Here is a 25,223-nt window from a genome sequence, read left to right as displayed (position 1 = left end):
TGAAGAAGCTGTCATGTTGTGTGGAGGAGTGATCAGCAGGTCACGCGGCCTTTCCCCGCGCGCCCGTCATCCTGACGAAAGTCAGGATCCAGAGCCATGGGGTGCGACGCTCGTTACCCTGGATCCTGACTTTCGTCAGGATGACGGATCTTTGGGGGCGAAGCATGCCGCCAGATAATGTTGCCTGCATTGCCAGAAACAGCAACGCCGGCCCCTTCGTGCGAAGGAACCGGCGTAAATCTGGTGGGCGCGGCTGGGATTGAACCAGCGACCCCACCCGTGTGAAGGGTGTGCTCTACCACTGAGCTACGCGCCCGAAACTCGTTCGGAAGCGGGCCTTTAGGCAGACCCCGTCCACCTGTCCAGCCCTATCGGCACCGGTCCTAGTTGACCGCGTCCTTCAGGCCCTTGCCGGCCTTGAACTTCGGCTGGGTCGAGGCCTTGATCGTCATCGGCTCGCCGGTCCGGGGATTGCGGCCGGTCGACGCCTTGCGCTTCGAGATCGAGAACGTGCCGAAACCAACCAGGCGAACCTCGTCGCCCTTCTTGAGCGATGCCTCGATCGCGTCGAACACCGCCTCGACCGCCTTGACTGCGTCGGCCTTTACCAGCCCGGACGTATCGGCGACCGTCGCGATCAGCTCCTGCTTGTTCATATAATCCCCCGGAAAAACTCGAATCGGCCGAGATGGACTCGCGACCGCAATCAGCGCGCAATAATGCGGCGGCCCCGTCTGCTGTCAAACGAAACCGCCGTATTGTCGCTGACGATCCAAACATGGATCAGTGGTGAAGGCCACCCCCGACCGGCGCGATCGGCGCCGGTGGCAATGCCGCCAACTCGTCCGCATCGGTCCACTCGATCGCTTCGAGCGGCTCGGTGAGGGCCAGGCGAAGTACCTCGTCGACATGCGAAACGGGGATAATCTTGAGCCCCGCCTTGATGTTCGCCGGGATCTCCGCGAGGTCCTTCTCGTTCTCGGCCGGGATCAGCACCGTCTCGATGCCCCCGCGCAACGCCGCGAGCAGCTTCTCCTTGAGGCCACCGATCGGCAGCACGCGACCACGCAGCGTCACCTCGCCGGTCATCGCCACCTCGCGCCGGATCGGCACGCCGGTCAACGTCGAGACGATCGACGTGACCATGCCGATACCCGCCGACGGACCATCCTTCGGCACCGCACCCTCGGGCAGATGGATATGGATATCCTTCCGCGCAAACAGGCTCGGCTTGATCCCGTAGCTCGGCGCACGCGCCTTCACATAGCTGAACGCGGTCTCGATCGACTCCTTCATCACGTCGCCGAGCGTACCGGTGAGCTTGGCTTGCCCCTTGCCCGCGACGGTCACGCTCTCGATCGTGAGCAACTCGCCGCCGACTTCGGTCCAGGCGAGGCCGGTGACCGCGCCGATCTGGTTCTCGGTCTCGCCGAGGCCATGGCGATACTTCTGCACGCCGGCATATTCGCCGATGTTCTCGGGCGTGATCGTGACGCTGGTGGTCTTGTTCTCGAGGATCTGGCGCAGCGCCTTGCGGCACAGCTTGGCGATCTCGCGCTCCAGCGTACGCACGCCGGCCTCGCGCGTGTATTGCTGGATGAGCGTACGAAGCCCTTCCTGCGTCAGCGTGAACTCACCCGGCTTCAGGCCGTGTGCCTCGATCTGCTTCTCGACAAGATGGCGCTCGGCGATCTCGACCTTCTCATCCTCGGTATAACCCTCCAGACGGATGATCTCCATGCGGTCGAGCAGCGCCTGCGGCAGGTTGAGCGAGTTGGCGGTGCAGACGAACATCACGTCCGACAGGTCTATATCGACTTCCAGATAATGATCCTGGAACTTGCCGTTCTGCTCCGGGTCGAGCACCTCGAGCAGCGCCGACGCCGGATCGCCGCGGAAATCCTGGCCGAGCTTGTCGATCTCGTCGAGCAGGAACAGCGGGTTCGACGTGCCGGCCTTCTTCAGGTTCGTCACGATCTTGCCCGGCAGCGAGCCGATGTACGTACGGCGATGGCCGCGAATCTCCGCTTCGTCACGCACGCCGCCGAGCGACTGGCGGATAAACTCGCGCCCGGTCGCCTTGGCGATCGACTTGCCGAGCGAGGTCTTGCCGACACCCGGAGGGCCGACGAGGCACAGGATCGGGCCCTTCAGCTTGTTGGTGCGCGCCTGCACGGCGAGATACTCGACGATCCGGTCCTTGACCTTCTCGAGCGCGTAATGATCCTCGTCCAGCGTCACCTGCGCGGCGGCGATGTCCTTCTTGATCTTCGACTTCTTGCCCCATGGGAGCCCGAGCAGCACGTCTAGATAATTGCGCACGACGGTCGCCTCGGCGCTCATCGGCGCCATCGTCTTGAGCTTCTTCAGCTCGGACGTCGCCTTGCCACGGGCTTCCTTGCTCATCTTGAGCGTCGCAATCTTCTGCGTCAGCTCGGCGATCTCGTCGCCTTCGCCCTCGCCGTCCTCGTTGCCGAGTTCGCGCTGGATCGCCTTCAACTGCTCGTTGAGGTAATATTCGCGCTGCGTCTTCTCCATCTGGCGCTTGACGCGGCTCTTGATCTTCTTCTCGACCTGAAGGACGCCCAGCTCGCCCTCCATCGCCGCGAACGCCATTTCGAGACGCTTCGACGGATTGGTTTCGAGCAGGATCGCCTGCTTCTCGGCGACCTTGATCTGGACGTTGGCGATCACCGCGTCGGAAAGCTTCGACGCGTCCTCGATCTCGGACAGCTGCACCGAGGTTTCCGACGAGAGCTTGCGGTTGAGCTTAGCGTAGTTCTCGAACTGGTCGACCACCGATCGCATCAGCGCGATGAGCTCGGGCCCTTCCACCTCGGCATCGGCGACCGGTTCGACCGTGGCCGTGAGGTACTCGCCCGACTCGTCCAAGGTCTCCAAAGTCGCGCGGCCCTTGCCCTCGACCAGCACGCGCACGGTGCCGTCGGGGAGCTTCAGAAGCTGGAGCACGGTCGCGGTGACGCCCATCGAATACAGATCGTCGCGCGAGGGATCGTCCTCTGCGGGATCGACCTGCGCGACGAGATATATCTCCTTGTCCGCCGCCATGGCCGCTTCGAGCGCGGCAACGGACTTATCGCGGCCGACGAACAGCGGCACGATCATGTGCGGGAACACGACGATGTCGCGAAGGGGAAGGACGGGGTACTGGGTCATGAACGCTCCGGTAGGTGCCTGCATGGGGGCATAATCTACAGCTTATATGGTGAGGATGAACCGTCCATCAATTGGTTGGCGGTGGTTAGGGGTTTTCGCGCGTTCCCCGAAGCCCCGCCGTTCTCCTGCGAACGCACGAGTCCAGGGTAACGGGCGGCGGTTTGAGTGATCCTGGGCTCCTGCGTTCGCAGGAGAACGGCGGTGGCGGATCGCACTTGTGCGCGAGCCGCCCAGGCGCGAGAACGCGGCATGATTTCGCGTTTTCTCCTCGCCGCCAGCGCCACCGTGCTTCTCGCCGCCGCCCCGCTCCCCAAGAAGGGCGAGCCTGCGATTACCGCGCAGACGCAGCGGTCTGGTGGCGTACTGACACCCGAGCAGACCGCACTCCAGTTCGACAGCGCGGACCTGGCGTTCGAAGTGCTGCCCGAGACGGAGAGCTTGAACGGCGTGGCTACGCTGGTCTTTACGGCGAAGGCCCCCCTCACCCGCCTGCCGATCGACCTCGACCGCAACCTGCCGGTCAGCAAGATCGCGATCGACGGCGTGCCGCTCGCTCCGTCGGCCTGGAGCAATCCCGAGGGACGGCTGACCATCACGTTGCCCAAGCCCGTCCCCGCTGGCGGGAAGGTCACCGCGAAGATCATCTATGGCGGGACGCCACACGTCGCGGTGAAGGCGCCATGGGACGACGGGATGGTCTGGTCGAAGACGCCGGATGGCCGCACCTGGTTTGCGACGACCGCGGAAGGCTATGGCTGCGACCTGTTCTGGCCGTGCCTGGATTTCCCGACCGGCGAGCCCGCGCTGGTGACGCTGCACATCACCGTGCCCAAGGGTCTGAAGGCGCCTTCCAACGGCGTGCTGCTCGGCGTCGACACGCTGGCGGACGGGCGGACGACGTGGAACTGGCGGGCCAAGCATCCCAATACCTATGGTATCGCGCTGAACGTCGGGCCGTATGAGGAGATCAGCGGTACCTACAAGAGCCGCTTCGGCAACAGCATCCCGATGTATTACTGGTACCTGCCAGGCGAAAAGCTGCAGGCGGAAAAGCTGTTCGCCGAGTTCGCGCCGACGCTCGACTTCTTCGAGCGCATGATCGGCCCTTACCCGTTCGGCGACGAGAAGGTCGGCGTGGTCGAGACGCCGCACAAAGGCATGGAGCACCAGACGATCAACGCGTACGGCAACGAATATGCCAAGGCGCCCGAGGGGTTCGACTGGCTGTTCCAGCACGAGTTCGCGCATGAGTGGTTCGGCAACCAGCTGACCGCCGCCAACTGGGACGATTACTGGCTGCACGAGGGCTATGGCACGTACATGCAGCCGCTCTACGGCCAGTGGCGCGAGGGGCGTGCGCGGTACGCGACGATCATGCAGACCGAGCGCGCGTCGATCATGAACCTCAAGCCGATCACGCAGCAGCGCGTCACCACCGAGGAGGAGGTGTACGAACTCGACAAGGGCGGTGCGGGGCAGGACATCTACTACAAGGGCTCGTGGATGCTCCACACGCTGCGCGCGCTGATCGGCGACAAGGCGTTCTTCGATGTGACGCGGCTGGCGGTATATGGGCGCGCGGATCCGAAGCCGGGGAATTTCGCGCCGCGGTTCGGGTCGACGAAGGAATATGAAGCGCTCGTCCGGAAGGTGACGGGGAAGGACTATAAATGGTTCTTCGACGTGTATCTTCGGCAGGCCGCGCTTCCTGAACTGGTTGAGACGCGGACGAGAAATACGCTGGGCTTAGTTTGGAAAGTGCCGGGGAACGGCCCGTTCCCCCTTCCGGTGGAGGTGCAGATCGATGGGAAGACGCGGACTTTGCCGATGACTGGGGGGAAGGCGAGCTTGTCGGTCCCGGCCGGCGCGCATGTTGTGATCGACCCGGATGCGCTGGTCCTGCGTCGGAGTATCGCACTGGAAGACGTGGCCGCCTGGAAAGCCGCGCAAGCTGCGAAGGCCAAGTCCCAATGACCTTTCCACCGTTCCGCCGCGAAGGCGGGGGCCCAGGGTCCCAGGAGACGACGCTCGTGACTCCTGGACTCCTGCGTGCGCAGGAGAACATCTGGGCGTCTCGCGCGGCGGAGATGGCGGCGATCTTCATGGTCGGCGACGGCTTGATCGGCTTGCTCCAACCCAGCCGCCACGTCGATCTCTGGAAAGACGATGCGCTCGGGACCGAAAAACTGGTGAAGCCCTTCGTCGACCGGCCGGGCCGCCGTCGCCTCTACGCCGTCGTGCAGATTGCCGCCGGTCTCGCCTTGGCTGCACGTCAGAAGCGATGACCCTGCCGCGGTGGCCCCTGCTGGCGCTGGCGCTCGCCGGCTGCGGTTCGAACTCCGACACCGGCACGATCAGCCAGATCGCCAGCGGCGAACGTGTCTTCCGCCGCTGCACCGCGTGCCATACGATCGGGCAATATGCCGGCGATACCGACGGCCCGAACCTCTACGGCGTTATGGGCGGCCCGATCGGCGAGCGGCGCCCGCGCTTCTCCTACACCGCCGGGCTGAAGGCGCTTGGTGGCAACTGGGACGCCAAGCGTATGGACGTTTGGCTCACCAACCCGCGCAAGATGGTGCCCGGCACGACGATGGCGTTTGCGGGCCTCCCCGATCCGAAGGACCGCGCCGACGTCATCGCCTATCTGTCTACGCAGGGCCCCTGAGCTTACGGCACCACCGTCGTGAACAGATAGGCCGCGAAGATCACGAGGTGGACGACACCTTGCAACACCGTCGTCCGCCCGGTGCCGAGCGACAGCGTCGCGACGAACAGCGACAACGCGAGCAGCGTCATGCTCTTCGCGTCGATGCCGAGCGCAATCGGCAGGTCGAGGACCAGCGACACGATCGCGACGCTTGGGATCGTTAGCCCGATCGTCGCCAGCGCGGAGCCAAGTGCGAGGTTGAGGCTCGTCTGCAACCGGTTGCGGCGCGCCGACTTGTAAGCAGCCAGGCTCTCAGGCGCGAGCACCAGCGCGGCGATCACCACGCCGACCACGGTAAGCGGCAGCCCGGCACCGAGCACCGCTGCCTCAATCGTCGGCGACAGCGTCTTCGCGAGGAGCACGACCGAGACTAGCGCGACGAGCAGCGCAGCGAAGGCGATGCCCGTCGCGCGGCCCGATGGCGGCGCAGCGTGATCGTCCTTGTCGTCGGTCGACGGCAGGAAATAATCGCGGTGGCGCACCGTCTGTACCAGCACGAACGTGCCGTAGAGGATCAACGATACGACCGCGACGAACATCAACTGCGATGCCGCGTAGGTCGGGCCCTGTGTCGACGACGTATAGTTGGGCAGGATCAGCGACAGCACCGCCATCGCCGCGAGCACGCCGAGGGCCGCCGTCATGCCCTTCAGCGTGAACCGCTGCTCATGATGCCGCACCGCGCCCGCGAGCAGGCAGATGCCGATGATGAAGTTGAGGATGATCATGATCGCCGCGAACACCGTGTCGCGCGCGAGCGTGGTGGCGTCGCCGGCGTTGGAGAGCATCAGCGAGACGATCAGCGAGACCTCGATCACGGTGACCGCGATCGCGAGGACGAGGGTGCCGAACGGCTCGCCAACCTTGTGCGCGATTACTTCGGCGTGGTGGACGGCGGCGAGCACGCTGCCGATCAGGACGATGACGGCCGCCGCGGTGCCGAGCGTGCCCATCTTGGCGAGTCCGACGAGGACGGCGATGAGGCCAAGGCCCGGCGCGATCAGCGTCCAGATCGGGAGCGCGAGGCGGTCGGGCATCGTCTCCACAATTTCTTCACTCGGTCGGTCGGCCACTTCGATCGTCATGCATGCTCCCTCGTTCCACTTGGTCAACGAATGCGTGAGGGCCGATAAGGGTCCGAGTCGGGGCGATTGCGGGGCGGTAAGGATCGGCTAGGTTGCAGCGATGTTGGCTTGCGATCTCCGCGAAACGCTCGTCATGACCGCCGGTGCGATGCGGGATGCTCACGACCCGTGGTGGGTCATTTCCAGCGCGGCGGTGGCGCTTCACGGCGTGACGCCGATCGAGGTCGGCGACGTCGATGTGCTGATGAGCGTGGGCGATGCTCGGCGAATGATGGACAGGCTTGGCGTCGTACCGATCGAGGATGGCGCGAGTTTGTTGTTCCGGTCGACGCTGTTCGGGCGGTGGACGATGCCGCCTTTGGTCGTCGAGATCATGGCGGGGTTTCATGTTGCGACGAGCGCGGGTTGGGCGGAGGTGCTGCCTCGGACGCGCGTGCCGATTTTTGTGGATGAGCGCGTGGTTTATGTGCCTGACCGTGCTGAATTGGCCGAGATGCTCAGGCTGTTCGGACGTCCAAAGGATTTGGAACGCGTTCGGCTTTTGACCTCATAGATTTAGCACCCGAGCCGTCCGCGCTGTTTCTACGGCGCAGTCGCCGTGGGGCGTTTCCCAATTCCAGTTGGGAGAGGGTGAGACGTCGGAGACCGCGGTGGGTCAGGACGCGACGGTTGATACGGATGCGCTGCCCTACCCTTCCCCGTCATCCTGACGAAAGTCAGGATCCAGGGTTACGGCGGGCTGATCCTCGTGGTTCTGGATCCTGACTTTCGTCAGGATGACGGACGGGGGTTTTCGCGCGTATGCCCCAAATAAAAAAAGGGCGCCGATCGCTCGACGCCCTTTCCCGTATTCCCAAACCGATCAGCGCTTACGCAGCGTCGCCAGTCTTCTTCTTCTCCGCATAAACGCGGATCGGTTCCTTGCGGCCTTCGATCACGTCCTTGTCGATCATCACCTCGTCGACGCCGTCCATGCCAGGCAGGTCGAACATCGTGTCGAGCAGGATGCTCTCCAGGATCGAGCGAAGACCGCGCGCGCCAGTCTTGCGTTCAATGCCCTTCTTGGCGACCGACACAAGCGCATCGTCGGTAAAGCCGAGCGCGACGTCCTCCATCTCGAACAGCTTCTGGTATTGCTTGACCAGCGCGTTCTTCGGCTCCTTCAGGATCTTCACCAGCGCGTCGACATCGAGATCCTCGAGCGTCGCGATCACTGGCAAGCGGCCGACGAACTCGGGGATAAGCCCGAACTTCAGCAGATCCTCCGGCTCGACCGACTTCAGCGTCTCGCCCGTCTTGCGCTCGTCCGGCCCTGCGACATACGCGCCGAAGCCGATCGACTTGCCCTGGAGGCGGTCGCCGATGATCTTCTCGAGACCCGAGAACGCACCGCCGCAGATGAACAGGATGTTGGTCGTATCCACCTGCAAGAATTCCTGCTGCGGATGTTTCCGCCCACCCTGCGGAGGAACCGACGCGGTCGTGCCTTCCATCAGCTTGAGCAACGCCTGCTGCACGCCCTCGCCCGACACGTCGCGCGTGATCGAGGGGTTCTCGGCCTTGCGCGAAATCTTGTCGATCTCATCGATATAGACGATCCCGCGCTGCGCCCGCTCGACATTGTAGTCGGACGCCTGGAGCAGCTTGAGGATGATGTTCTCGACGTCTTCGCCGACGTAACCCGCCTCGGTCAGCGTCGTCGCATCGGCCATCGTGAACGGCACGTCGAGGATGCGGGCGAGCGTCTGTGCCAGCAAGGTCTTGCCGCAACCGGTCGGCCCGACGAGCAGGATGTTCGACTTGGACAGCTCGACATCGGCACCCTTGGCGCCGTGGTTGAGCCGCTTGTAGTGATTGTGCACCGCCACCGACAGCACGCGCTTGGCGCGCTTCTGGCCGATTACGTAATCGTCGAGGACGTCGCAGATCTCCTGCGGAGTCGGCACGCCGCCGTCCTTCTTGGACACCAGCGCCGACTTCGTCTCCTCACGGATGATGTCGTTGCATAGCTCGACGCACTCGTCGCAGATGAAGACCGTCGGCCCGGCGATCAACTTGCGGACCTCGTGCTGCGACTTCCCGCAGAACGAGCAATAGAGGGTGCTCTTCGAGTCGCCACCGCTCAGCTTCGTCATTCAATCACCTCTCGCGCATGTCGGTGCACGTGCCGTTTCCGGGGCCGCTACCGTAACGCACCCCGGAGTTCCTACAATCAAATAAACCGGCGGGGTTTACGATTCGCCCCATGCCAGTGTCGCTTAGGCCGGTTTCGCACCATCCTCGGATACCGCCGGACGCTTGTCGAACACTTCGTCGATCAGCCCGAAATCCTTCGCTTCGTTCGCTTCGAGGAACGTATCGCGGTCCATCCGGCGCTCGATCTCTTCGATCGGCTGGCCGGTATACTGCGAATACAGCTCGTTCATGCGCTTGCGGATGCGCAGGATCTCGCGCGCCTGGATCTCGATGTCGCTGGCCATGCCCTGTGCACCACCCGATGGCTGATGGATCATGATGCGTGCGTTGGTCATCGCGACGCGCATGCCGGGCTCGCCGCTCGCGAGCAGGAAGCTGCCCATCGACGCGGCCTGGCCGATGCAGACGGTGCCGACGCGCGGACGGATGTACCGCATCGTGTCGTGGATCGCCATGCCCGCCGTGACGACACCGCCCGGCGAGTTGATGTACATGAAGATGTCCTTCTTCGGGTTCTCGGACTCGAGGAAGAGTAGCTGTGCGGTGATCAGCGAGGCCATGCCGTCCTCGACGCCGCCGGTCACGAAGATGATGCGCTCGCGGAGCAGGCGCGAGAAGATGTCGAACGAACGCTCGCCGCGGTTCGACTGCTCGATGACGATGGGAACCAGGCCTGCTTGCGTCTGCTGCAGGCCGAGCCCGGCGCTGGCCAACGGGCTCGCGAAATCGCCGGTCTCGAACGGATTGTGCATGGAAATCTCTCTTATGCCCCAGTGAACCGCTAACATCGGCGGTCCGAGAGGGGAGTTCAAGCCCTGCTTAACCACTCGCCCCTCCGGGGGGAGGGAGGGGCCCGCCCGCACTTGCGGGTGGGAGGGTGAGGGGTGGTGGGGATCCGCCAACCGCCCCTCACCCTCCCGTCGCCGAGTGGCTCCTCCTTCCCTCTCCCCGTAGGGGCGAGGGAGTCAGATGCCTGGGGCGGGATAGGCCAGGTACGCGAGGCGGCGGACTTCTCGGCGGCCGCGAACGACCGTGTCGAGGATCAGACCGGTGAAGACGTTGAGCGCGGCGAAGATGCCGAGGCCGGTGATCAAGATCGCGGTCGGGAAGCGGGGGACCTGGTGGATCTCGATGTACGTCAGCACCAGCGGGATGCCGAGGATCAGCGCGAGCAGGCCGAACACGCTGCCGATCGCGCCGAAGAACCAGAGCGGGCGCTCGATCCGGTAGAGCGTCATGATCGTGCGGAGGATGCGCCAGCCGTCGCCGTACGTGCTGAGCTTCGATTCGGAGCCTTCGGGACGCGCGTAATAGGGCGTCTCGACCTCACCGATCGGCATTTTCAGTTCGAGCGCGTGGACGCTGATCTCGGTCTCGATCTCGAACCCGGCGGAGAGCGACGGGAAACTCTTCACGAACCGGCGCGAGAAGACGCGGTAGCCCGAGAGGATGTCGGTGAAGCTGCGGCCGAACAGGCGGGCGAGCATGCCGGTTAGCAGCGCGTTGCCGAAGCGGTGGCCGCGGCGGTAGCTTTCCTGGACCTGGCTGATGCGGGAGCCGACGACCATGTCGAGCTGCTCGTCGAGAACGCGAGCGACCAGATTTGGGGCGGAAGCCGCGTCGTAGGTCGCGTCGCCGTCGGCCATTACGTAGATGTCCGCGTCGATGTCGGCGAACATGCGGCGGACGACTGCGCCCTTGCCCTGGATGCGTTCGGTGCGGACGACCGCACCGGCAGCGCGGGCGACCTCGATCGTGCGATCGGCGCTGTTGTTGTCGTAGACGTAGATGGTGGCGCCGGGCAGCGCGTCGCGGAAGCCCGCAATCGTCTGCGCGATCGCGGCTTCCTCGTTGTAGCACGGGAGCAGGACGGCGGTTCTTGGTTCGGTCATGGCCTGCCCTGCCCAGCGAAGTTCAAAACGGTATTATCGGCCACCGAACCACCTTCGAAACGCACTTCCCCGGCGAAGGCCGGGGCCCAATTGGGAAAGGTCCATAACGAAGCGTTGCGCGCCGTTACAGCTACCTTTCTAATTGGACCCCGGCCTCCGCCGGGGAGGTGACCCGGTGGGGTGGAGCGCCTCAACCCTGAGGCGCTCGATGGTGCGTTACGCCTCGGTCTTGGTCGGAGCCTTCTTCGCGCGCGGCTTTTTCACCGGTGCGTCGGCAGCCTCGGTGCCCTCTGCGTTCTCGGCAGCAACCGGCGACGACTCCGTCACGGCGGTCTCTGCTTCGACCGGAGCCGCCTTCTTCTTGGCAGGCGCCTTCTTCGCAGGCTTGGCCTCGTCCGTCGCGTCCGAAGCAGGCGCGTCGTCCGTCACGGCGTCATCCGAAGCAGCCTCGTCCGACGCTGGCTTGGCCTTTTTGGCAGCAGCCTTCTTTTTCGGCTTGTGGTTGTCGTGGTCATGCGTGTGCGTGCCGCTGGCGAACCCGTCCTCGCTCTCGATTGCTGCCTCGAGCTCCTCGCGCGTCGCTTCGCGGTCGGTGATCTCGGCCTTCTCGAACAGGAAGTCGACGACCTTGTCCTCATACAACGGCGCGCGCAGCTGGGCGGCCGCCATCGGCTCCTGCTGGACGTACTGCATGAACTGCTGGCGCTGCTCGGCGGGATATTGCTGCGCTGCCTGTGCCAGCAGACGCTGCATTTCCTGGTTCGAAACTTCGACGCCGTTGGCCTGGCCGATCTCGGACAGGAGCAGGCCGAGGCGCACGCGACGCTCGGCGATCTTGCGGTAATCGTCGCGCTCGCCTTCCATCTCGGCCATCGCAGCCTCGGGGTCGGCCTCGTGCGTGGCTTCGTGCTGAAGCTGCGACCAGATCTGGTTGAACTCGGCCTCGACCATCGACGGCGGCACTTCGAAGTCGTGACCCTCGGCGAGTTGGTCGAGCAGCTTGCGCTTCATGTGCGTGCGCGTGAGACCGTTATGCTCCTGCTCGATCTGACCCTTGAGCAGCCCCGTGAGCTGCTCGAGGCTTTCGAGACCCAGCGACTTGGCCAGGTCCTCGTCGATCTTGCTCTCGCCCGCGGTCTTCACCGACTTGACGGTGATGTCGAACGTCGCCGGCTGACCTGCGAGCGACTTCTCCTGATACTCCTCGGGGAAGGTCACGTTGAGGACCTTGTCGTCGCCGGTCTTCACGCCGACGAGCTGATCCTCGAAGCCCGGGATGAGACGACCCGAACCGAGCTCGACGCCCATGTCGGTGCCGGTGCCGCCGTCGAACGCAACGCCGTCCGCGGTCTTGCCGACGAAATCGACGGTGACGAGATCGCCCATCGCCGCGACATAATCGTCAGCTGCGTCGTCCCACTTCTTCTGCTGGTCGGCAAACTTCTGGAGCTGCTCGGTGACCGCGTCGTCGGCGACGGGCACGGTCAGGCGCTCGAGCTTGATGCCGTCGATCGCGGGTGCGGGGACCTGTGGGAGGACCTCCATCTCGACCTTGACCACGGCGTCCTTGCCGAGGTCATAGCCGTCTTCCAGCTCGACCGAAGGCTGCATCGCGGGGCGAAGCTGCTTCTCGGCGACGAGCGTCTGTACGCTCTCCTGGATCGCCGCGTTCAGCGCGTCCTGCGTCAGCGCCGGGCCGTGCATCTTGCGGATGAGGTTCGCCGGCACCTTGCCCGGACGGAAGCCCGGCATCTTCATCTGCGGCGCGAGGCGCTTCAGCTCGACATCGACCTTGGCATCGATATCCTTCGCGGTGATGGTGAGCGTAAAGGCGCGCTTGAGGCCCTCGTTCAACGTCTCGACAGTCTGCATGTCCGGCCTTTGTCTAAAAGAGCATTCAGGATAATTCTTCGGGCGGTCGCCTCGCCTGCGCGGCGGGCTGGTGCGGGCGAAGGGACTCGAACCCCCACATCTTGCGATACTTGGACCTAAACCAAGCGCGTCTACCAGTTCCGCCACGCCCGCACAGGACATCGCCGTAGCGGGCGCGTCTATACCAACGTTGCATGCGGGGGCAAGCAGATAGGCAACTCCCGGTGATTACGGGCGTTGAACACCTCGAAGGAGAGACATCATGGCTACCCAACCCCCGGCAGAATTTCCGACCCCGACGTCGCCCGTCGAGCCGACTGCGCCGCCGCCCGAGTTCAATCCGCCCGCACCGGACGTCGACGTTCCCGCGCCGGGAACGCCGTCGAACGATCCCGCGCCCGTCCAGCCGGAGTTTTGAGCGTGAGCGATCCGCATTCCGGCACGAATCCCGAAACGCTCCCCGAGGACCGTGACGAGGACACGCGCAGCGACATCGAACAGGCGGTTGAGTCGCGTTCCGACGCGGTCGAGCGCGGCGAAGGCGGCGATGAGCCCGAGACGTTCACGGATACCGGCATGCCCGATGGCGTCGGTGGTACCGGTGGCATCGTGAAGAACCAGGACGGCGACGCGCAGTAAGCTCGCGTCAGCAACCGTACAGGCGGGGGTGGATATCTAGATAATGCCATTCCCGCCAATCAGGACCTGATAATTTACACGATACCCACCTTTGCCGAGCACCAGAGCCTGTATATCGCGCTCGGGTTCGCCGTATTGCTGCTGATCCTGGCGCAGCGCATCCCGATCATCCGAACGCTCGTCAATCTGGCGATGACGTTTGTCCTTGTCGGACTGCTTTTCGTCGCGATCGACCAGCGGCGTCAGTTCGATCCCTATGTCGGCAAGATTGCGCGGTTCCTGAAGATCGAGGACCAGCAGGTGGTTGGCGGCGAGGTCCGTATCCGGATCTCGCCGGATGGGCATTTCTGGGCACGGGCGACGATCGATGGGGTGAGCCAGCGGCTGCTGATCGATAGCGGCGCGACGATCACGGCGATTTCGGCGAAGACGGCTGAGAAAGCTGGGGTTGAGGCGCGGGTTGGCGTGGTGCCGATCGTCTTGCAGACCGCCAACGGGTCGATCGCGGCGAAGACGGGGACGATTGCCTCGCTGCGTCTCGGCGCGATCGTCGCGCGCGATTTGCAGGTGGTGGTGTCGCCGGCGTTTGGCGAAACGAACGTGCTGGGGATGAACTTCCTGTCGCGCCTGGCGTCATGGCGGGTGGAGGAGAACACGCTGATCCTCGTGCCGCATCATCCGCAGAAGGTGGACTCGTAACGGTGCATCCGCACAGCCCTTGCGCTTGCTTTTAAACTGACCCCACCTCACCCAACTGCACTACCCCGGCGAAGGCCGGGGCCCAATTGGAACGTCTGCAGTAACGAGGCGCTGCCCTCCGTCAGCAACGGCCCCCAATTGGGCCCCGGCCTTCGCCGGGGTGATGCCTTTTGAGTGCGGGCGAACTACACTTCTGCTAGTTCCCTCGCGAACGCGGGGGCCCAGGAATCAAGCAGCGCTGCGTTCGGTTACCCTGGACTCCCGCCTTCACGGGAGAACGGAAAGCACGGGAGACCAGCAGGTGCGGGAGAGAGCGCGAAAGTCGGTAGCCTTACGAAGCCACCGACTCCCCAAGCATCCCCTTCAGAACCTCGTTCACGACAGCAGGGTTGGCCTTCCCCCCCATCGCCTTCATCGTCTGACCCACGAAGAACCCGAACAGCTTGTCCTTCCCGCCGCGGTAGTCCGCAACCTTGTCAGCATTCGCCGCCATCACATCAGCGATCACGGCCTCGATCGCCCCGGTATCGCTGGTCTGCTTCAACCCGCGATCCTCGACGACCTTCGCCGCGCCGTCACCAGTCTCGAGCATCACCTCGAACACCTGCTTGGCAAGACTCCCCGACAGCGTCCCGTCCGCGATCAGCCCCAGCAGTTCCGCCGCCTGCGCCGGGGACACCGGGGAATTCTCGATATCCTTACCCGTGCGGTTCAGCGCGCCGAACAGTTCCGATGTCGTCCAGTTCGCCGCCGCCGCCGGCTTCACGCCCGCGTCGAGCAACGCATCGAACCACCGCGCCGCCTCGACCTCGGCGGTCAGCACCGTCGCCTGATACGCGGTGATCCCGAGCGCCTCGTACCGCGCGCGCTTCGCATCCGGCAGCTCGGGCAGCGACGCCCGGCACTCGGCCAGGAACGCATCGTCGAGCACCAGCGGCAGCAGGTCGGGATCGGGGAAGTAGCGGTAATCATGCGCATCTTCCTTCGACCGCATCGACCGCGTCTCGTTGCGATCGGGATCGTAGAGCCGCGTTTCCTGCTGGATCTTGCCGCCGGCTTCGAGCACCTCGACCTGACGCTTGGCCTCCTGCTCGACCACCGCCATCACGAAGCGCACCGAATTGACGTTCTTCGTCTCGGTCCGCGTGCCCAACTCGTCGCCGGGCTTGCGCACGCTGACATTAACGTCGGCGCGCATCGAGCCCTCTTCCATATTGCCGTCGCACGACCCGACATAGCGCAGGATCGATCGCAGCTTCCGCAGGTAAGCCCCTGTTTCCGCTGGCGAAGCCAAATCGGGCTTCGACACGATCTCCATCAGCGCGACGCCCGAGCGGTTGAGATCGACGTACGACTGGGTCGGATGCTGGTCGTGCATCAGCTTACCCGCATCCTGCTCGACATGGATGCGCTCGACGCCGATCCGCTTGCCGGCCGCGTCCGGATTCTTCTCGTCGAGGCTGATGTCGATCGCGCCTTCACCGACGATCGGATGATAGAGCTGGCTGATCTGATAGCCCTGCGGCAGATCGGCGTAGAAGTAATTCTTACGGTCGAACCGGGACCACTTATTGATCTGCGCCTCGATCGCCATGCCGGTGCGGACCGCCTGGCGGATGCACTCGCGGTTCGGCACCGGCAGCATCCCCGGCATCGCCGCATCGACCAGCGACACCTGCGTGTTGGGCTCCGCGCCGAACTCGGTCGCCGCGCCTGAGAAGAGCTTGGCGTTCGACGTCACCTGCGCGTGCACTTCGAGGCCGACCACGACCTCCCACTCGCCGGTTTCGCCCTGAATCCTGTAATCGCTCATGTTACCACCAAGCCTCTGGTCGCGCGGTAAATCCTGCTCGCTGTTCGATCGCGAGCCCTGCGTTCAGCACGCCTTGCTCGTCGAGCGGCTTGCCGATGATCTGCAATCCGAGGGGCAGACCCTGCTTGTCGAGACCACCCGGCACCGACATCGCCGGCAACCCCGCAAGCGACGACGGCACGGTGAAGACGTCGTTCAGATACATCGCGATCGGGTCGGCCGACTTCTCGCCGAGCGCGAACGCTGCCGAGGGGGCGGTCGGGGTCAGCAGCACGTCGCACGTCTCCCAAGCCCGCTCGAAATCGCGCGCGATCAGCGTACGAACCTTCTGCGCTTGCGTGTAATACGCGTCGTAGAAACCGGCCGACAGCACGTATGTGCCGATCATGATGCGGCGCTTCACCTCGGGGCCAAAGCCGTCCGCACGCGTCGCGGCGTACATGTCCTGCAAACCGGCCCCGGTCGGCAGGTCGCGGATCCCGTAACGGACGCCGTCATAGCGCGCGAGGTTCGACGACGCTTCGGCGGGCGCGATGATGTAATAGGCGGGCAGCGCGTATTTCGTGTGCGGGAGCGAGACCTCGCCGATCGTCGCGCCGGCGTCCTTCAGCCAGTCGATGCCCTGCTGCCAGAGCGCTTCGATCTCCTCGGGCATCCCGTCGACGCGATACTCCTTGGGAATACCGACGCGCAGGCCGTTGAGATTGCCGGACAAACCCGCTTCCCACTTCGGCACGTCGAGCTGCAACGAGGTGCCGTCCTTCGCATCGAACCCGGCCATCGCCTCGAGCAGGATCGCGCAGTCCTTGACGTCGCGTGCCATCGGCCCGGCCTGGTCGAGCGACGACGCGAACGCGATCGTCCCCCAGCGCGAGCAGCGGCCATAGGTCGGCTTGATGCCGGAGATGCCGGTGAAGGCGGCGGGCTGGCGGATTGACCCGCCCGTGTCCGTGCCGGTCGCACCTGGGCAGAGCCGTGCGGCGACCGCCGACGACGAACCGCCCGACGAGCCGCCGGGGGCGAGCGAGGCGTTACCGCCGTCATTGCGCTTCCACGGCGAGATCACGTTGCCGAACGCCGAGGTCTCGTTCGACGAGCCCATCGCGAACTGGTCCATGTTCAGCTTGCCGAGCATCCCCGCGCCCGCGTCCCACAAATTCTGCGAGACGGTCGACTCGTAGGTCGGCGTGAAGCCTTCGAGGATATGGCTCGCCGCGGTCGTCGTCACGCCCTTCGTGCAGAACAGGTCCTTCATGCCGATCGGCACGCCGGCCAGCGGCTTGAGCGTCTCGCCGGCTTCGCGCGCGGTATCGGCCGCGGTGGCGGCGGTGATCGCGTGTTCCGGCGACTCGACAAGAAACGCGTTCAAGGCCTTGGCCTGGCTCACCTTTACGATGAACGCATCGGCGACTTCGCGCGCCTTGAAGCTGCCATCGCGGACGCCGTCGCGGATGCCTGCGATTCCGAGATCGGTAAGGTCGGTCATTATTCGATCACCTTCGGCACGGCGAAGAAGCCGTGTTCGGCCACGGGCGCGTTGGCGAGGACCTGCTCGCGGATGCCGCCGCCGGTCAGCGGGTCGGCGTTGACGACGTCGTCGCGCAGCCGCAGCGTGTTGGGGATGACGGCGGTCATCGGCTCGATACCGGTCGTGTCGACCTCTTCGAGCATCTCGATCCAGCCAAGGATGTTACCGAGTTCCGGCGCCATGCGGGCGGCGTCCTCGTCGGTGATCGCGATGCGCGCAAGGCTCGCGATCCGCTTCACGGTTGCAGTATCTACGGACATGGGCTGCGGCTAGCACCCGGCGCGGCGGGGGCGCAACACCCTTCTAGCGCAGCATCCTCTTCTGGTTCCCCCGCGGAGGCGGGGGCCCAGGATTACAAACGATACCGCCCGAGATCCTGGGCCCCCGCCTCCGCGGGGGAACAGGCCACTTTCCGGCCGCCGGCGTTTTCCTCTACAATCAGGCGCCCGTTGCAACCTTCCTCCGCTTGCGGCACGGGGGCCAAACCGCCTGCACGGAAGGTCCCGCTTGGCCCGCAAGTTTCTCTATTTCGTCGCCGCGATGATCGTCCTCGCGATCGCCGCCCTGCTCGCCTACCGCCTGTTCGGCACGCAGTTGATGCGCGCAGTGATGGTGCCGAGCGAGAATTTTCAGGCGCAGCGCGAAGCCCCGCGCAACATCTACGCACGAAAGATCATGTGGCTCGCGCGCCCCGATGCGCCGGGTAATCCGGCGCTCTGGACGCCGCCCGGCTACACGCCCGGCAAGCCCGGCACGGGCGCAGCGATCTTCTTCATTCACCCGACCTCGTACATCAACCGCGACCATTGGAACGCGCCGATCAACGACCCCGAGACCAATGCGCGAGCGGAACTGTTCCTGCGCGGCCAGGCGAGCGCGTTCAACGAAGCGGGCGACATCTGGGCGCCACGCTATCGCCAGGCGACGTTCGGGGCGTTCCTGACCAGCGTCGCGGATAGCGAACGCGCGCTGGCGCTCGCCTATGGCGATGTCTCTGCGGCGTTCGACCGGTTCCTCAAGGAAGCCGGCCCGACCCGCCCGATCATCCTCGCCGGCCACAGCCAGGGCGCGCTCCATCTCACCCGCCTACTCCGCGACCGCATCGCCACTGATCCCAAGCTGAAGGCACGGATCGTCGCGGCCTATGTCGTCGGCTGGCCCGTCTCGCGTGCGACCGACCTGCCGCGCATGGGCCTCCCCGAATGCCGAGCCGCGGACCAGACCGGCTGTATCCTGTCATGGGAGAGCTTTGCCGAGCCTGCCGATCCGTCGCTGATCGTCGATGCCTATGACCAGACCACCGGCTTCAACGGCCAGCCGCGGAAAGCCACGCCGATGGTCTGCACCAACCCGCTGACCGGCACCGCCGACGCGACCGCGCCCGCAACCGCCAACCTTGGCACGCTTGTCCCGTCGGCCGACCTGAAGACCGCGACGATCGCGATCGGTAGCGTCGCCGCACGCTGCGCCGACCGCGGCTTCCTGCTGATCGGCGAGGGCCCGAACCTGGGGCCGTACGTGCTGCCCGGCAACAATTACCACGTCTACGACTACAGCCTGTTCTGGGCGAACATCCGCACCGACGCCAACCGCCGCCTGAAGGCCTTCAAATGATCACGCTCTCCGCCGCGCAGTTCCGCGACGCGCTCCCGAACGGCGGCCGGCTGATCGGTCTCGACGTCGGCACCAAGACGATCGGCACCGCGCTCTGCGACGCCGGCTGGTCGTTCGCGAGCCCTGCCCTCCTGATCCGTCGGACCAAGTTCCAGAAGGACAAGGCCGCGCTTGCCGAGATCATCAAGGCCCAGGCGGTCGTCGGGCTCGTCATCGGCCTGCCGATCAACCTCGACGGTAGCGAGAGCCCACGGTCGCAATCGACGCGGGCATTCGCGCAGAACCTCAAGGACATGGGGTTACCGATCCTGTTGCAAGACGAACGCTGGTCGACCGTTGCGGTCACCCGCACGCTGATCGAACAGGACGCCAGCCGCGCCAAACGCGCCGAACTCGTCGACAAGATGGCCGCCGCCTACATCCTCCAGGGTGCAATCGATGCACTGGTGACAGCGCAGATCTAGCGCGCCACCCGGTAGAGGGTGGACTGGCCGTCGGTCCAGATGACGCGCAGGTCGGCGGCCTTTGCAGCCCCTGGCGGGAAGCCGATCGTCCAGACGTGTGTGAAGGCGGCGCGGGGAAACTGTGCGATCGTCTTGACGAAGTTGGAGCCGACGGTCGAACAGATCGACGGAAAGACGCTCTGGGTCGGGTCCCCGGTATAGGGTGCGGCGACCGCGTAGCGGATGTGCAGCGATTGCTGTCCTTCGATCGCCCATTGCTCGTTGGTAAACACGTCGCGTCGGACGATCGCGAGGGCTGGAAGGTGATTGCGCCGCAGGTCGTCCCATGCGCCCCCACATGGCAACTCGACTAACGAGAGTACCGCAGCGCCGTGCGGGATGGCTGCAACAGCCGCAAGTTCGCGTTGTTGGTCGCTGGAGCGCTCGACAAAGCTCAGCGTCGTGCCTGCCAGGCGCAGGACCAGGAATGCAGTGCCCATCACGGCCAGCGTGCGTGCCATTCGCGAATCGCGCGGCGCGATCGCGATCAATCCCAGCATCACCGCGGCGGGTGCCATCCGCATGTCGACATAGGCGCCCCCCATCAGCAATCGTGGGAGGACGACGAACGCTGCGAGGCACAGCAGCGCGGGTATGCCCAATAGCGGCGAGAACCCGAGGCGGGCGCTCCGCATTCCTGCATACAGCATGGCGATCAACGGCAGCAGCGAGAGGAGATCGAACCATGGCCAGTGATCGCGGAACAGCGAAACAAGCCATACCAGCTTCACCGGTGCGTCGAACCAGCCCTCCCCACCGAGTCCGCCCGCTGCCGCGCCCGTCCCGGCCCCGATAGACGCCAGCATGACGAGGAGCGGGACCGTCATCGACAGACACTGGATCGCGCCACCGACGAGCGCCGCCGGCCAGCCACGACCTGCCATGCGGAGCCGCGCGATGTCCGCGCCTGCCGCCATCAGCCCCAGCAGCCCCCAGCCGAAGCTGTGCGAAATCCATATCACGCACGCAATGGGTACGAAGAGCAGCGCGCGTACGATCAGGCGATCCTGTCGCCCTAGCCGGATCCACAGCGCCAGCGCGCAGAACGCCAGCGCCTGAGACAGCGCGAAATTGACGAAGCCGAACTGGAACGGCCACGCATAGGCGAGCGGCAACGCGAACATCGCGGTCGGCGGTATGCGCCACTGCGCCTCGCGCGCGGCCCATAACAGTCCGGTGGCGGTCAGCATCGGGATCGCGATCACCGCCAGCTTGGTCGCGACCTCGAAGGGGAAGAGGTGCGACAGCGCCGGTACGAGCAGGTCCATGCCCAGATTGGGGATCAGCGCCCAGTGGTAGGCATAATAGCGCTGCAGATCGGGCGAGCTCGGCAGTGCCATCGCAATATGCCAGCGGCCCATATGGCCGGGCAGGTCGCCGAGCGGGGGCAGCGCGGGCCATAGCAACGGCACCGCGGATGCCAGGACGAGGGCCAGCGCGAACCACCGCGTTTCCCACCATCGCACCATCGTCCGTGCCGCTGCGTCCTGCATCATTTTCCCCGTTCGCCATCGCCATCCCATGCCTGCGCTAAAATGCAGTTAACCATGCGGTTGTGGCGAGGCGTCGCGCGACGCTTGCCCCCTGCCCCCGCGGACACTATCCCGCGCTTTTAATGCGAACCTCAGATCACCGCCCCGCCGCCCTCATCGAAGGCGGCGCCGTCTTCCCGCACCGGCATCTCACCGGCATCGACGGGCTCCAGCCACATGAGATCGCGTTCCTGCTCGACGAGGCGGAGACGTGGGTCGAGGCGAACCGCACGCACGCGACTCCCGACAAGCGGCTGGCCGGGCTTACCCAGATCAACGCGTTTTTCGAGAACAGCACGCGGACTTTGCTGTCGTTCGAGATTGCGGGAAAGCGATTGGGGGCGGACGTCGTCAACATGCATGCGGCGCAGTCGAGCGTGAAGAAGGGCGAGACACTGATCGACACGGCGATGACGTTGAACGCGATGCGCGCGGACGTGATCGTGATCCGGCATATGTCGAGCGGCGCGGTGCGGTTGATCGCGGACAAGGTGGATTGTCCGGTGCTGAACGCGGGCGATGGACGGCACGAGCATCCGACGCAGGCGTTGCTCGATGCGTTGACGATCCGGCGGCGGAAGGGCTCGATCGCCGGCCAGCGCGTCGTGATCTGCGGGGACCTGCTGCATAGCCGGGTCGCGCGGTCTAACATCCTGGCGCTCACCGCGCTTGCCGCAGAGGTGCGCGTTTGCGCGCCCTCGACGCTGATGCCGCCGATGATCGAGCGGATGGGCGTGCGTGCGTTTACCGATTTCGACAAGGCGCTGGAGGGTGCGGACGTGGTTATGATGCTGCGGTTGCAGAACGAGCGGATGGATGGCGCTTATGTGCCCTCCACACGCGAATACCGTATGCGCTACGGCCTGACGCTCGACCGGTTGGCGAAGGCGGCGCCTGACGCGCTGGTGATGCATCCCGGGCCGATGAACCGGGGTGTGGAGATCGACTCCGCAGTGGCGGATCACGCACGCTCGGCGATTACCGAGCAGGTCGAGATGGGGGTCGCCGTCCGGATGGCGTGCCTCGATGTACTGACGCGAAGAGCGCGCGGCGTGGAGGGTTGGGCATGATCCTCGCGCTCACCAACGCAACACTCGCCTGCCCGGTCGGGGGCGTGACCAAGGGTAATCTGCTGGTCCGCGACGGCGTGATCGTCGCGACCGGGATCGTCGACATTCCGGCTGATGCGGACATCGTCGATTGCGGCGGCAAGACGGTCGCGCCCGGGATCGTCGATCTCGGCGTGGCGAAGGTGGATCGTGCGGCGTTTCGCGCCGGCGGGATCGTGCGGATCGGCCTCATGCCCGACCAGTCGCCCGTTCTCGACGACCCCGGCATCGTCCAGCGGGCGGCGTTGATCGGCAAGCCCGACCTCTGGATCCACCCGATCGCCGCCGCCACGCGCGGACTTGCAGGCCATGACCTCGCCGAGATGGCGATCTGTCTTTCGGCTGGCGCGAAGGCGGTGGGCACGGGCAAGCACTGGATCGCCGATAGCGGCGTGATGCGGCGCGTGCTCGCCTATGCGCGCGATCTCGACGTGACGGTGATCGCGCATGCCGAGGATGGCGGACTGACCGCCGGCGCGGTCGCGACCGAGGGTGAGACGGCGACGCGGCTTGGCCTGCCTGCCGCACCGGCGGTGGCGGAGGCGCTGGCGATTGCGCGTGACCTGATGCTTGCCGAGGATACTGGGGCTCGGATCCATATTCGCCAGGTGACGACGGCGGCCGGGTTCGACCTGATCCGTGCGGCGAAGCGTCGCGGCGTGCCGGTGACCTGCGGAATCACGCCGGCGCATCTGCATCTGTCGGAGATCGCGGTCAGTGATTTCCGGTCGTTCGCGCTGCTGTCGCCGCCTTTGCGCGCGGAGAGTGACCGACAGGCGGCGCTCGATGCCATCGCAGACGGGACGATCGACGTGCTGTGTTCGGGGCACGAGCCGCGCGGGCCGGAGGAGAAACGGCTGCCGTTCACCGATTCGAGCAGTGGGATGGCGGGGGCGGAGACGCTGTTGCCGCTCGCGCTGATGCTGGTGCGTGACGAACTGCTGACGCTGGAGCGGCTGATCGCGCTGCTCGCCAGCAATCCGGCGCGGGTGCTGGGGCTGGATACGGGGACTCTGGAGGTCGGCAAGCCTGCCGACCTGATGCTGTTCGACCGGCTGGCGCCTTGGCAGATCGTCGGGGAGGCGTTCCTGGCGGAGGCGGGGAATACGCCGTTCGATGGCTTGCCGGTTCAGGGGCGCGTGTTGCGGTTGTGGAAGGGTGGGCGCGAGGTTCCGTGAGGGTGCACCACCCCGGCGGAGGCCGGGGCCCAGTTGGGGGACGTCGCAAACTGAGGACAACGCTCCGTTACGCCTACCTCCCAACTGGGCCCCGGCCTTCGCCGGGGTGGCGTCTATCGAAGCGGTGGGACGAACAAGGCGGCAGCGCCCGTTACCGCGACGCCATCTGCATGCCGGGCTTGCGCAACCACTGTGCCATGATGTCGCCCGCGCCTTGGCGGACGAAGCAGGCGCCGCCCTTGGCGCGGTACTGGCGGCACATCGTATTCGCCGCCGACTTGCTGAACCCGCCTACCGAGAGGCGGTAGACATCCTCGCCCCGCGCCTTGAACGTCATGCCGTTCGGCGAATAGCTGGCGAGCACCGCGAATCGGCGTGCGGCGCGGGCCCAGCCGTCTCTTGCGACCCCCGCGCTCTCGAAGGCGCCGAGCTGGACGTACCAGTTGCCGGTTGCCGGCGCCTTCACCTGATACGCCGCAGTCGCCATGGCGCGACCCGACGACATGGGCGCGGACGCGAGCTTGATCGGGCCGCCGGCCGGACGGAGCATCATCGTCGGCAACGCCTGGACGACCTCCTGCCGCGGTCCGAACGCGATCTTCGAGACGCCAGCCGCTGACACCGAAGCGAGCTGCACAGGGGCAGCTTCGGTCGGCGCGACGACCGGATCCGCGGCCGCCAAGGCCTGTTCGGGAACACCCGGTGTCTCCGGCGAAGGCGCGTTCAACGCCAGCGCGACCGGCTGTCCCGCATCCGCCACTGCGCGAACGCCAAGCAGGCTCGCCACCTGGTCCGACGCTTTGGCCGGCTGAGCGAATAGCGCCCATTGCTCGAGCCGGGCGTCGACGTCTGCTGGTGCCATGTCCGTTGCCGCGACGACGCGTGCCTCCTGCCAGCGTCCCGCCAGCGCGAAGCTCAACGCCAAATTCTGGCGTATCTTCGCATTCGAAGCTGGCGAACGGGCGGCCTCGGTCAGGACCGCGATCCCGCCCGCGGTGTCGCCCGCCAGCGACAACGCAAGGCCACGATCGACCGCCGGGATGATCGCGGCGTTCGCTTCGAGGCTGTGGCGCGCCGACTGCCAGTCTCCGGTCGCGATCTGCGACAGCGCGAGGTTGAGCGCCGCCCTGCCGTTGGTCGGCGACAGTTGCAGCGCGTCGGCGAACGCGTGCGAGGCCGAGGCGAACCGCCCGCCCTTGAGATAGCTCTGACCGAGCAGCATCCGGTAGTCCGCCTGCTGCGGCATGAGTGCCACCGCACGCTCTGCGTAACCGATCGCGATGGGACCATCGTTGCGCGCGAGTGCCGCCTGCGCCTGCCCCGCAGTGCCGGCCGCGGCCTTTGTCGCGAGCGCTGCATTACGGTCGCTGGCCGAGGCGATGCCGCCCCCGTTCGCGGCACAGCCGACCATCGTACCCCCGAGCAGGAGGGCGGAGATCCCGCCGAGGAGGAGAGCGCGCGTGGTCATCGGGGCAATCCCTGTTTCATGGCAAACGCTAGACCGCACATAGTTCCCACTCCCGGTATTCGCATACGCAGTGCCATGTCGGTTTAAAGAAGCGGTTAACGCGACTTCATAATGACTTACTGAGGCGCGATGTTGGGCATCGGGAACGGTCGCCCTTTGCCTTGGGCGACGAACGGCGGCATGGTGGCGGCGAGACGGTATGAGGGAT

The 25,223-nt window shown here is 65.4% G+C and carries 23 protein-coding genes and 2 tRNA genes; 11 read left to right on the top strand and 14 right to left on the bottom strand.

Annotation, left to right across the window (positions count from 1 at the left end; all coding sequences use genetic code 11):
• Positions 1-241: 241 nt before the first annotated feature.
• The 3 genes from AC59GX_RS15170 to lon form a co-directional block, all read right to left on the bottom strand.
• Positions 242-316: transfer RNA gene (locus AC59GX_RS15170), tRNA-Val, on the bottom strand.
• Positions 317-383: 67 nt separating this feature from the next.
• On the bottom strand, positions 384-680 hold the full coding sequence (locus AC59GX_RS15165; protein ID WP_268795398.1) for an HU family DNA-binding protein: 297 nt from the start codon (positions 678-680) through the stop codon (positions 384-386).
• Between the two features lie 103 nt (positions 681-783).
• On the bottom strand, positions 784-3,177 hold the full coding sequence (lon, locus tag AC59GX_RS15160) for an endopeptidase La (RefSeq protein WP_120300468.1): 2,394 nt from the start codon (positions 3,175-3,177) through the stop codon (positions 784-786).
• 249 nt (positions 3,178-3,426) lie between these two features.
• On the opposite strand from lon, the gene AC59GX_RS15155 reads away from it, so the two are divergent.
• Genes AC59GX_RS15155 through AC59GX_RS15145 form a run of 3 tightly spaced genes read left to right on the top strand, consistent with a single transcriptional unit; the run spans position 3,427 to position 5,845 of the window.
• Positions 3,427-5,151 (top strand): M1 family metallopeptidase, encoded by a 1,725-nt coding sequence (locus AC59GX_RS15155; protein ID WP_426284271.1) that lies wholly within the window; start codon positions 3,427-3,429, stop codon positions 5,149-5,151.
• A gap of 56 nt (positions 5,152-5,207) precedes the next feature.
• A complete protein-coding gene (locus AC59GX_RS15150) occupies positions 5,208-5,462 on the top strand; it encodes a hypothetical protein (RefSeq protein WP_426284273.1) in 255 nt (84 codons plus the stop codon).
• Positions 5,459-5,845 (top strand): c-type cytochrome, encoded by a 387-nt coding sequence (locus AC59GX_RS15145; RefSeq protein WP_426284274.1) that lies wholly within the window; start codon positions 5,459-5,461, stop codon positions 5,843-5,845. The genes AC59GX_RS15150 and AC59GX_RS15145 overlap by 4 nt, the downstream gene beginning before the upstream one ends.
• 2 nt (positions 5,846-5,847) lie before the next feature.
• Here the strand turns inward: AC59GX_RS15145 and AC59GX_RS15140 are convergent, their stop codons facing one another.
• The gene (locus AC59GX_RS15140) at positions 5,848-6,972 is read right to left on the bottom strand and encodes a calcium:cation antiporter (RefSeq protein WP_426284276.1); all 1,125 of its coding nucleotides are present in this window, start codon (positions 6,970-6,972) and stop codon (positions 5,848-5,850) included.
• A gap of 133 nt (positions 6,973-7,105) precedes the next feature.
• On the opposite strand from AC59GX_RS15140, the gene AC59GX_RS15135 reads away from it, so the two are divergent.
• Complete coding sequence (locus tag AC59GX_RS15135) at positions 7,106-7,525, top strand: hypothetical protein (RefSeq protein WP_497302029.1); 420 nt, start codon at positions 7,106-7,108, stop codon at positions 7,523-7,525.
• 316 nt (positions 7,526-7,841) lie between these two features.
• Here AC59GX_RS15135 and clpX read toward each other — a convergent pair whose 3' ends face one another.
• From clpX to AC59GX_RS15110, 5 genes are all read right to left on the bottom strand, one after another.
• Positions 7,842-9,107 (bottom strand): ATP-dependent Clp protease ATP-binding subunit ClpX, encoded by a 1,266-nt coding sequence (gene clpX, locus AC59GX_RS15130; protein WP_056048170.1) that lies wholly within the window; start codon positions 9,105-9,107, stop codon positions 7,842-7,844.
• A 123-nt stretch (positions 9,108-9,230) separates the two neighbouring features.
• Complete coding sequence (locus AC59GX_RS15125) at positions 9,231-9,920, bottom strand: ATP-dependent Clp protease proteolytic subunit (RefSeq protein ID WP_107954964.1); 690 nt, start codon at positions 9,918-9,920, stop codon at positions 9,231-9,233.
• A gap of 213 nt (positions 9,921-10,133) precedes the next feature.
• Positions 10,134-11,060 carry a glycosyltransferase family 2 protein gene (locus AC59GX_RS15120; protein WP_426284279.1) on the bottom strand — a complete coding sequence of 309 codons (927 nt, stop codon included), beginning with the start codon at positions 11,058-11,060 and terminating at the stop codon, positions 10,134-10,136.
• Between the two features lie 216 nt (positions 11,061-11,276).
• Positions 11,277-12,932, bottom strand: a complete 1,656-nt coding sequence (gene tig, locus AC59GX_RS15115) for a trigger factor (RefSeq protein WP_426284280.1) — start codon at positions 12,930-12,932, stop codon at positions 11,277-11,279.
• Between the two features lie 68 nt (positions 12,933-13,000).
• Positions 13,001-13,085, bottom strand: a tRNA-Leu gene (locus AC59GX_RS15110).
• A 109-nt stretch (positions 13,086-13,194) separates the two neighbouring features.
• Here AC59GX_RS15110 and AC59GX_RS15105 point away from each other — a divergent pair.
• The 3 genes from AC59GX_RS15105 to AC59GX_RS15095 all read left to right on the top strand — a co-directional run bounded on the left by AC59GX_RS15105 (position 13,195) and on the right by AC59GX_RS15095 (position 14,270).
• The gene (locus tag AC59GX_RS15105) at positions 13,195-13,350 is read left to right on the top strand and encodes a hypothetical protein (RefSeq protein WP_426284282.1); all 156 of its coding nucleotides are present in this window, start codon (positions 13,195-13,197) and stop codon (positions 13,348-13,350) included.
• Between the two features lie 2 nt (positions 13,351-13,352).
• The gene (locus AC59GX_RS15100) at positions 13,353-13,571 is read left to right on the top strand and encodes a hypothetical protein (RefSeq protein ID WP_426284284.1); all 219 of its coding nucleotides are present in this window, start codon (positions 13,353-13,355) and stop codon (positions 13,569-13,571) included.
• A gap of 135 nt (positions 13,572-13,706) precedes the next feature.
• Positions 13,707-14,270, top strand: a complete 564-nt coding sequence (locus AC59GX_RS15095) for a retropepsin-like aspartic protease family protein (protein ID WP_497302028.1) — start codon at positions 13,707-13,709, stop codon at positions 14,268-14,270.
• A 331-nt stretch (positions 14,271-14,601) separates the two neighbouring features.
• Here the strand turns inward: AC59GX_RS15095 and gatB are convergent, their stop codons facing one another.
• Genes gatB through gatC form a run of 3 tightly spaced genes read right to left on the bottom strand, consistent with a single transcriptional unit; the run spans position 14,602 to position 17,871 of the window.
• A complete protein-coding gene (gene gatB / locus AC59GX_RS15090) occupies positions 14,602-16,083 on the bottom strand; it encodes an Asp-tRNA(Asn)/Glu-tRNA(Gln) amidotransferase subunit GatB (protein ID WP_426284288.1) in 1,482 nt (493 codons plus the stop codon).
• 1 nt (position 16,084) lies between these two features.
• Positions 16,085-17,569, bottom strand: a complete 1,485-nt coding sequence (gatA, locus tag AC59GX_RS15085; protein ID WP_426284291.1) for an Asp-tRNA(Asn)/Glu-tRNA(Gln) amidotransferase subunit GatA — start codon at positions 17,567-17,569, stop codon at positions 16,085-16,087.
• Entirely contained in the window at positions 17,569-17,871 is a 303-nt protein-coding gene (gene gatC, locus AC59GX_RS15080) for an Asp-tRNA(Asn)/Glu-tRNA(Gln) amidotransferase subunit GatC (protein ID WP_056048145.1), read from the bottom strand. Before gatC ends, gatA begins: the two co-directional genes overlap by 1 nt.
• Before the next feature lie 247 nt (positions 17,872-18,118).
• On the opposite strand from gatC, the gene AC59GX_RS15075 reads away from it, so the two are divergent.
• On the top strand, positions 18,119-19,225 hold the full coding sequence (locus AC59GX_RS15075) for a DUF3089 domain-containing protein (protein ID WP_426284292.1): 1,107 nt from the start codon (positions 18,119-18,121) through the stop codon (positions 19,223-19,225).
• On the top strand, positions 19,222-19,689 hold the full coding sequence (gene ruvX / locus AC59GX_RS15070; protein WP_060524389.1) for a Holliday junction resolvase RuvX: 468 nt from the start codon (positions 19,222-19,224) through the stop codon (positions 19,687-19,689). Before AC59GX_RS15075 ends, ruvX begins: the two co-directional genes overlap by 4 nt.
• Here ruvX and AC59GX_RS15065 read toward each other — a convergent pair.
• Complete coding sequence (locus tag AC59GX_RS15065) at positions 19,686-21,221, bottom strand: hypothetical protein (RefSeq protein WP_497302027.1); 1,536 nt, start codon at positions 21,219-21,221, stop codon at positions 19,686-19,688. The genes ruvX and AC59GX_RS15065 overlap by 4 nt on opposite strands.
• Before the next feature lie 122 nt (positions 21,222-21,343).
• Between AC59GX_RS15065 and AC59GX_RS15060 the strand changes: the two genes are divergently transcribed.
• Both AC59GX_RS15060 and AC59GX_RS15055 read left to right on the top strand, forming a co-directional pair.
• The gene (locus AC59GX_RS15060) at positions 21,344-22,330 is read left to right on the top strand and encodes an aspartate carbamoyltransferase catalytic subunit (protein ID WP_056482600.1); all 987 of its coding nucleotides are present in this window, start codon (positions 21,344-21,346) and stop codon (positions 22,328-22,330) included.
• The gene (locus tag AC59GX_RS15055; protein WP_426284294.1) at positions 22,327-23,547 is read left to right on the top strand and encodes a dihydroorotase; all 1,221 of its coding nucleotides are present in this window, start codon (positions 22,327-22,329) and stop codon (positions 23,545-23,547) included. The genes AC59GX_RS15060 and AC59GX_RS15055 overlap by 4 nt, the downstream gene beginning before the upstream one ends.
• 151 nt (positions 23,548-23,698) lie before the next feature.
• Here the strand turns inward: AC59GX_RS15055 and AC59GX_RS15050 are convergent, their stop codons facing one another.
• Positions 23,699-25,015 (bottom strand): SPOR domain-containing protein, encoded by a 1,317-nt coding sequence (locus AC59GX_RS15050; protein ID WP_497302026.1) that lies wholly within the window; start codon positions 25,013-25,015, stop codon positions 23,699-23,701.
• Positions 25,016-25,223 lie beyond the last annotated feature (208 nt).

It is taken from the genome of Sphingomonas sp. 320_CC (assembly GCF_059691795.1).
Note: the sequence above shows the minus strand (reverse complement) of the source record. Positions and strands in the feature narration are given on the sequence as shown.

Bases quoted from the DNA above. Each gene is read 5' to 3' on its own strand.
- AC59GX_RS15055 (WP_426284294.1), top strand. From the start codon at position 22,327: ATGATCCTCGCGCTCACCAACGCAACACTCGCCTGCCCGGTCGGGGGC.
- clpX (WP_056048170.1), bottom strand. From the start codon at position 9,107: ATGACGAAGCTGAGCGGTGGCGACTCGAAGAGCACCCTCTATTGCTCG.
- AC59GX_RS15145 (WP_426284274.1), top strand. From the start codon at position 5,459: ATGACCCTGCCGCGGTGGCCCCTGCTGGCGCTGGCGCTCGCCGGCTGC.
- gatC (WP_056048145.1), bottom strand. From the start codon at position 17,871: ATGTCCGTAGATACTGCAACCGTGAAGCGGATCGCGAGCCTTGCGCGC.
- tig (WP_426284280.1), bottom strand. From the start codon at position 12,932: ATGCAGACTGTCGAGACGTTGAACGAGGGCCTCAAGCGCGCCTTTACG.
- AC59GX_RS15060 (WP_056482600.1), top strand. From the start codon at position 21,344: ATGCGAACCTCAGATCACCGCCCCGCCGCCCTCATCGAAGGCGGCGCC.
- AC59GX_RS15120 (WP_426284279.1), bottom strand. From the start codon at position 11,060: ATGACCGAACCAAGAACCGCCGTCCTGCTCCCGTGCTACAACGAGGAA.
- AC59GX_RS15065 (WP_497302027.1), bottom strand. From the start codon at position 21,221: ATGCAGGACGCAGCGGCACGGACGATGGTGCGATGGTGGGAAACGCGG.
- AC59GX_RS15155 (WP_426284271.1), top strand. From the start codon at position 3,427: ATGATTTCGCGTTTTCTCCTCGCCGCCAGCGCCACCGTGCTTCTCGCC.
- AC59GX_RS15140 (WP_426284276.1), bottom strand. From the start codon at position 6,972: ATGACGATCGAAGTGGCCGACCGACCGAGTGAAGAAATTGTGGAGACG.
- AC59GX_RS15105 (WP_426284282.1), top strand. From the start codon at position 13,195: ATGGCTACCCAACCCCCGGCAGAATTTCCGACCCCGACGTCGCCCGTC.
- lon (WP_120300468.1), bottom strand. From the start codon at position 3,177: ATGACCCAGTACCCCGTCCTTCCCCTTCGCGACATCGTCGTGTTCCCG.
- AC59GX_RS15050 (WP_497302026.1), bottom strand. From the start codon at position 25,015: ATGACCACGCGCGCTCTCCTCCTCGGCGGGATCTCCGCCCTCCTGCTC.
- ruvX (WP_060524389.1), top strand. From the start codon at position 19,222: ATGATCACGCTCTCCGCCGCGCAGTTCCGCGACGCGCTCCCGAACGGC.
- gatB (WP_426284288.1), bottom strand. From the start codon at position 16,083: ATGAGCGATTACAGGATTCAGGGCGAAACCGGCGAGTGGGAGGTCGTG.
- AC59GX_RS15135 (WP_497302029.1), top strand. From the start codon at position 7,106: ATGACCGCCGGTGCGATGCGGGATGCTCACGACCCGTGGTGGGTCATT.
- AC59GX_RS15125 (WP_107954964.1), bottom strand. From the start codon at position 9,920: ATGCACAATCCGTTCGAGACCGGCGATTTCGCGAGCCCGTTGGCCAGC.
- gatA (WP_426284291.1), bottom strand. From the start codon at position 17,569: ATGACCGACCTTACCGATCTCGGAATCGCAGGCATCCGCGACGGCGTC.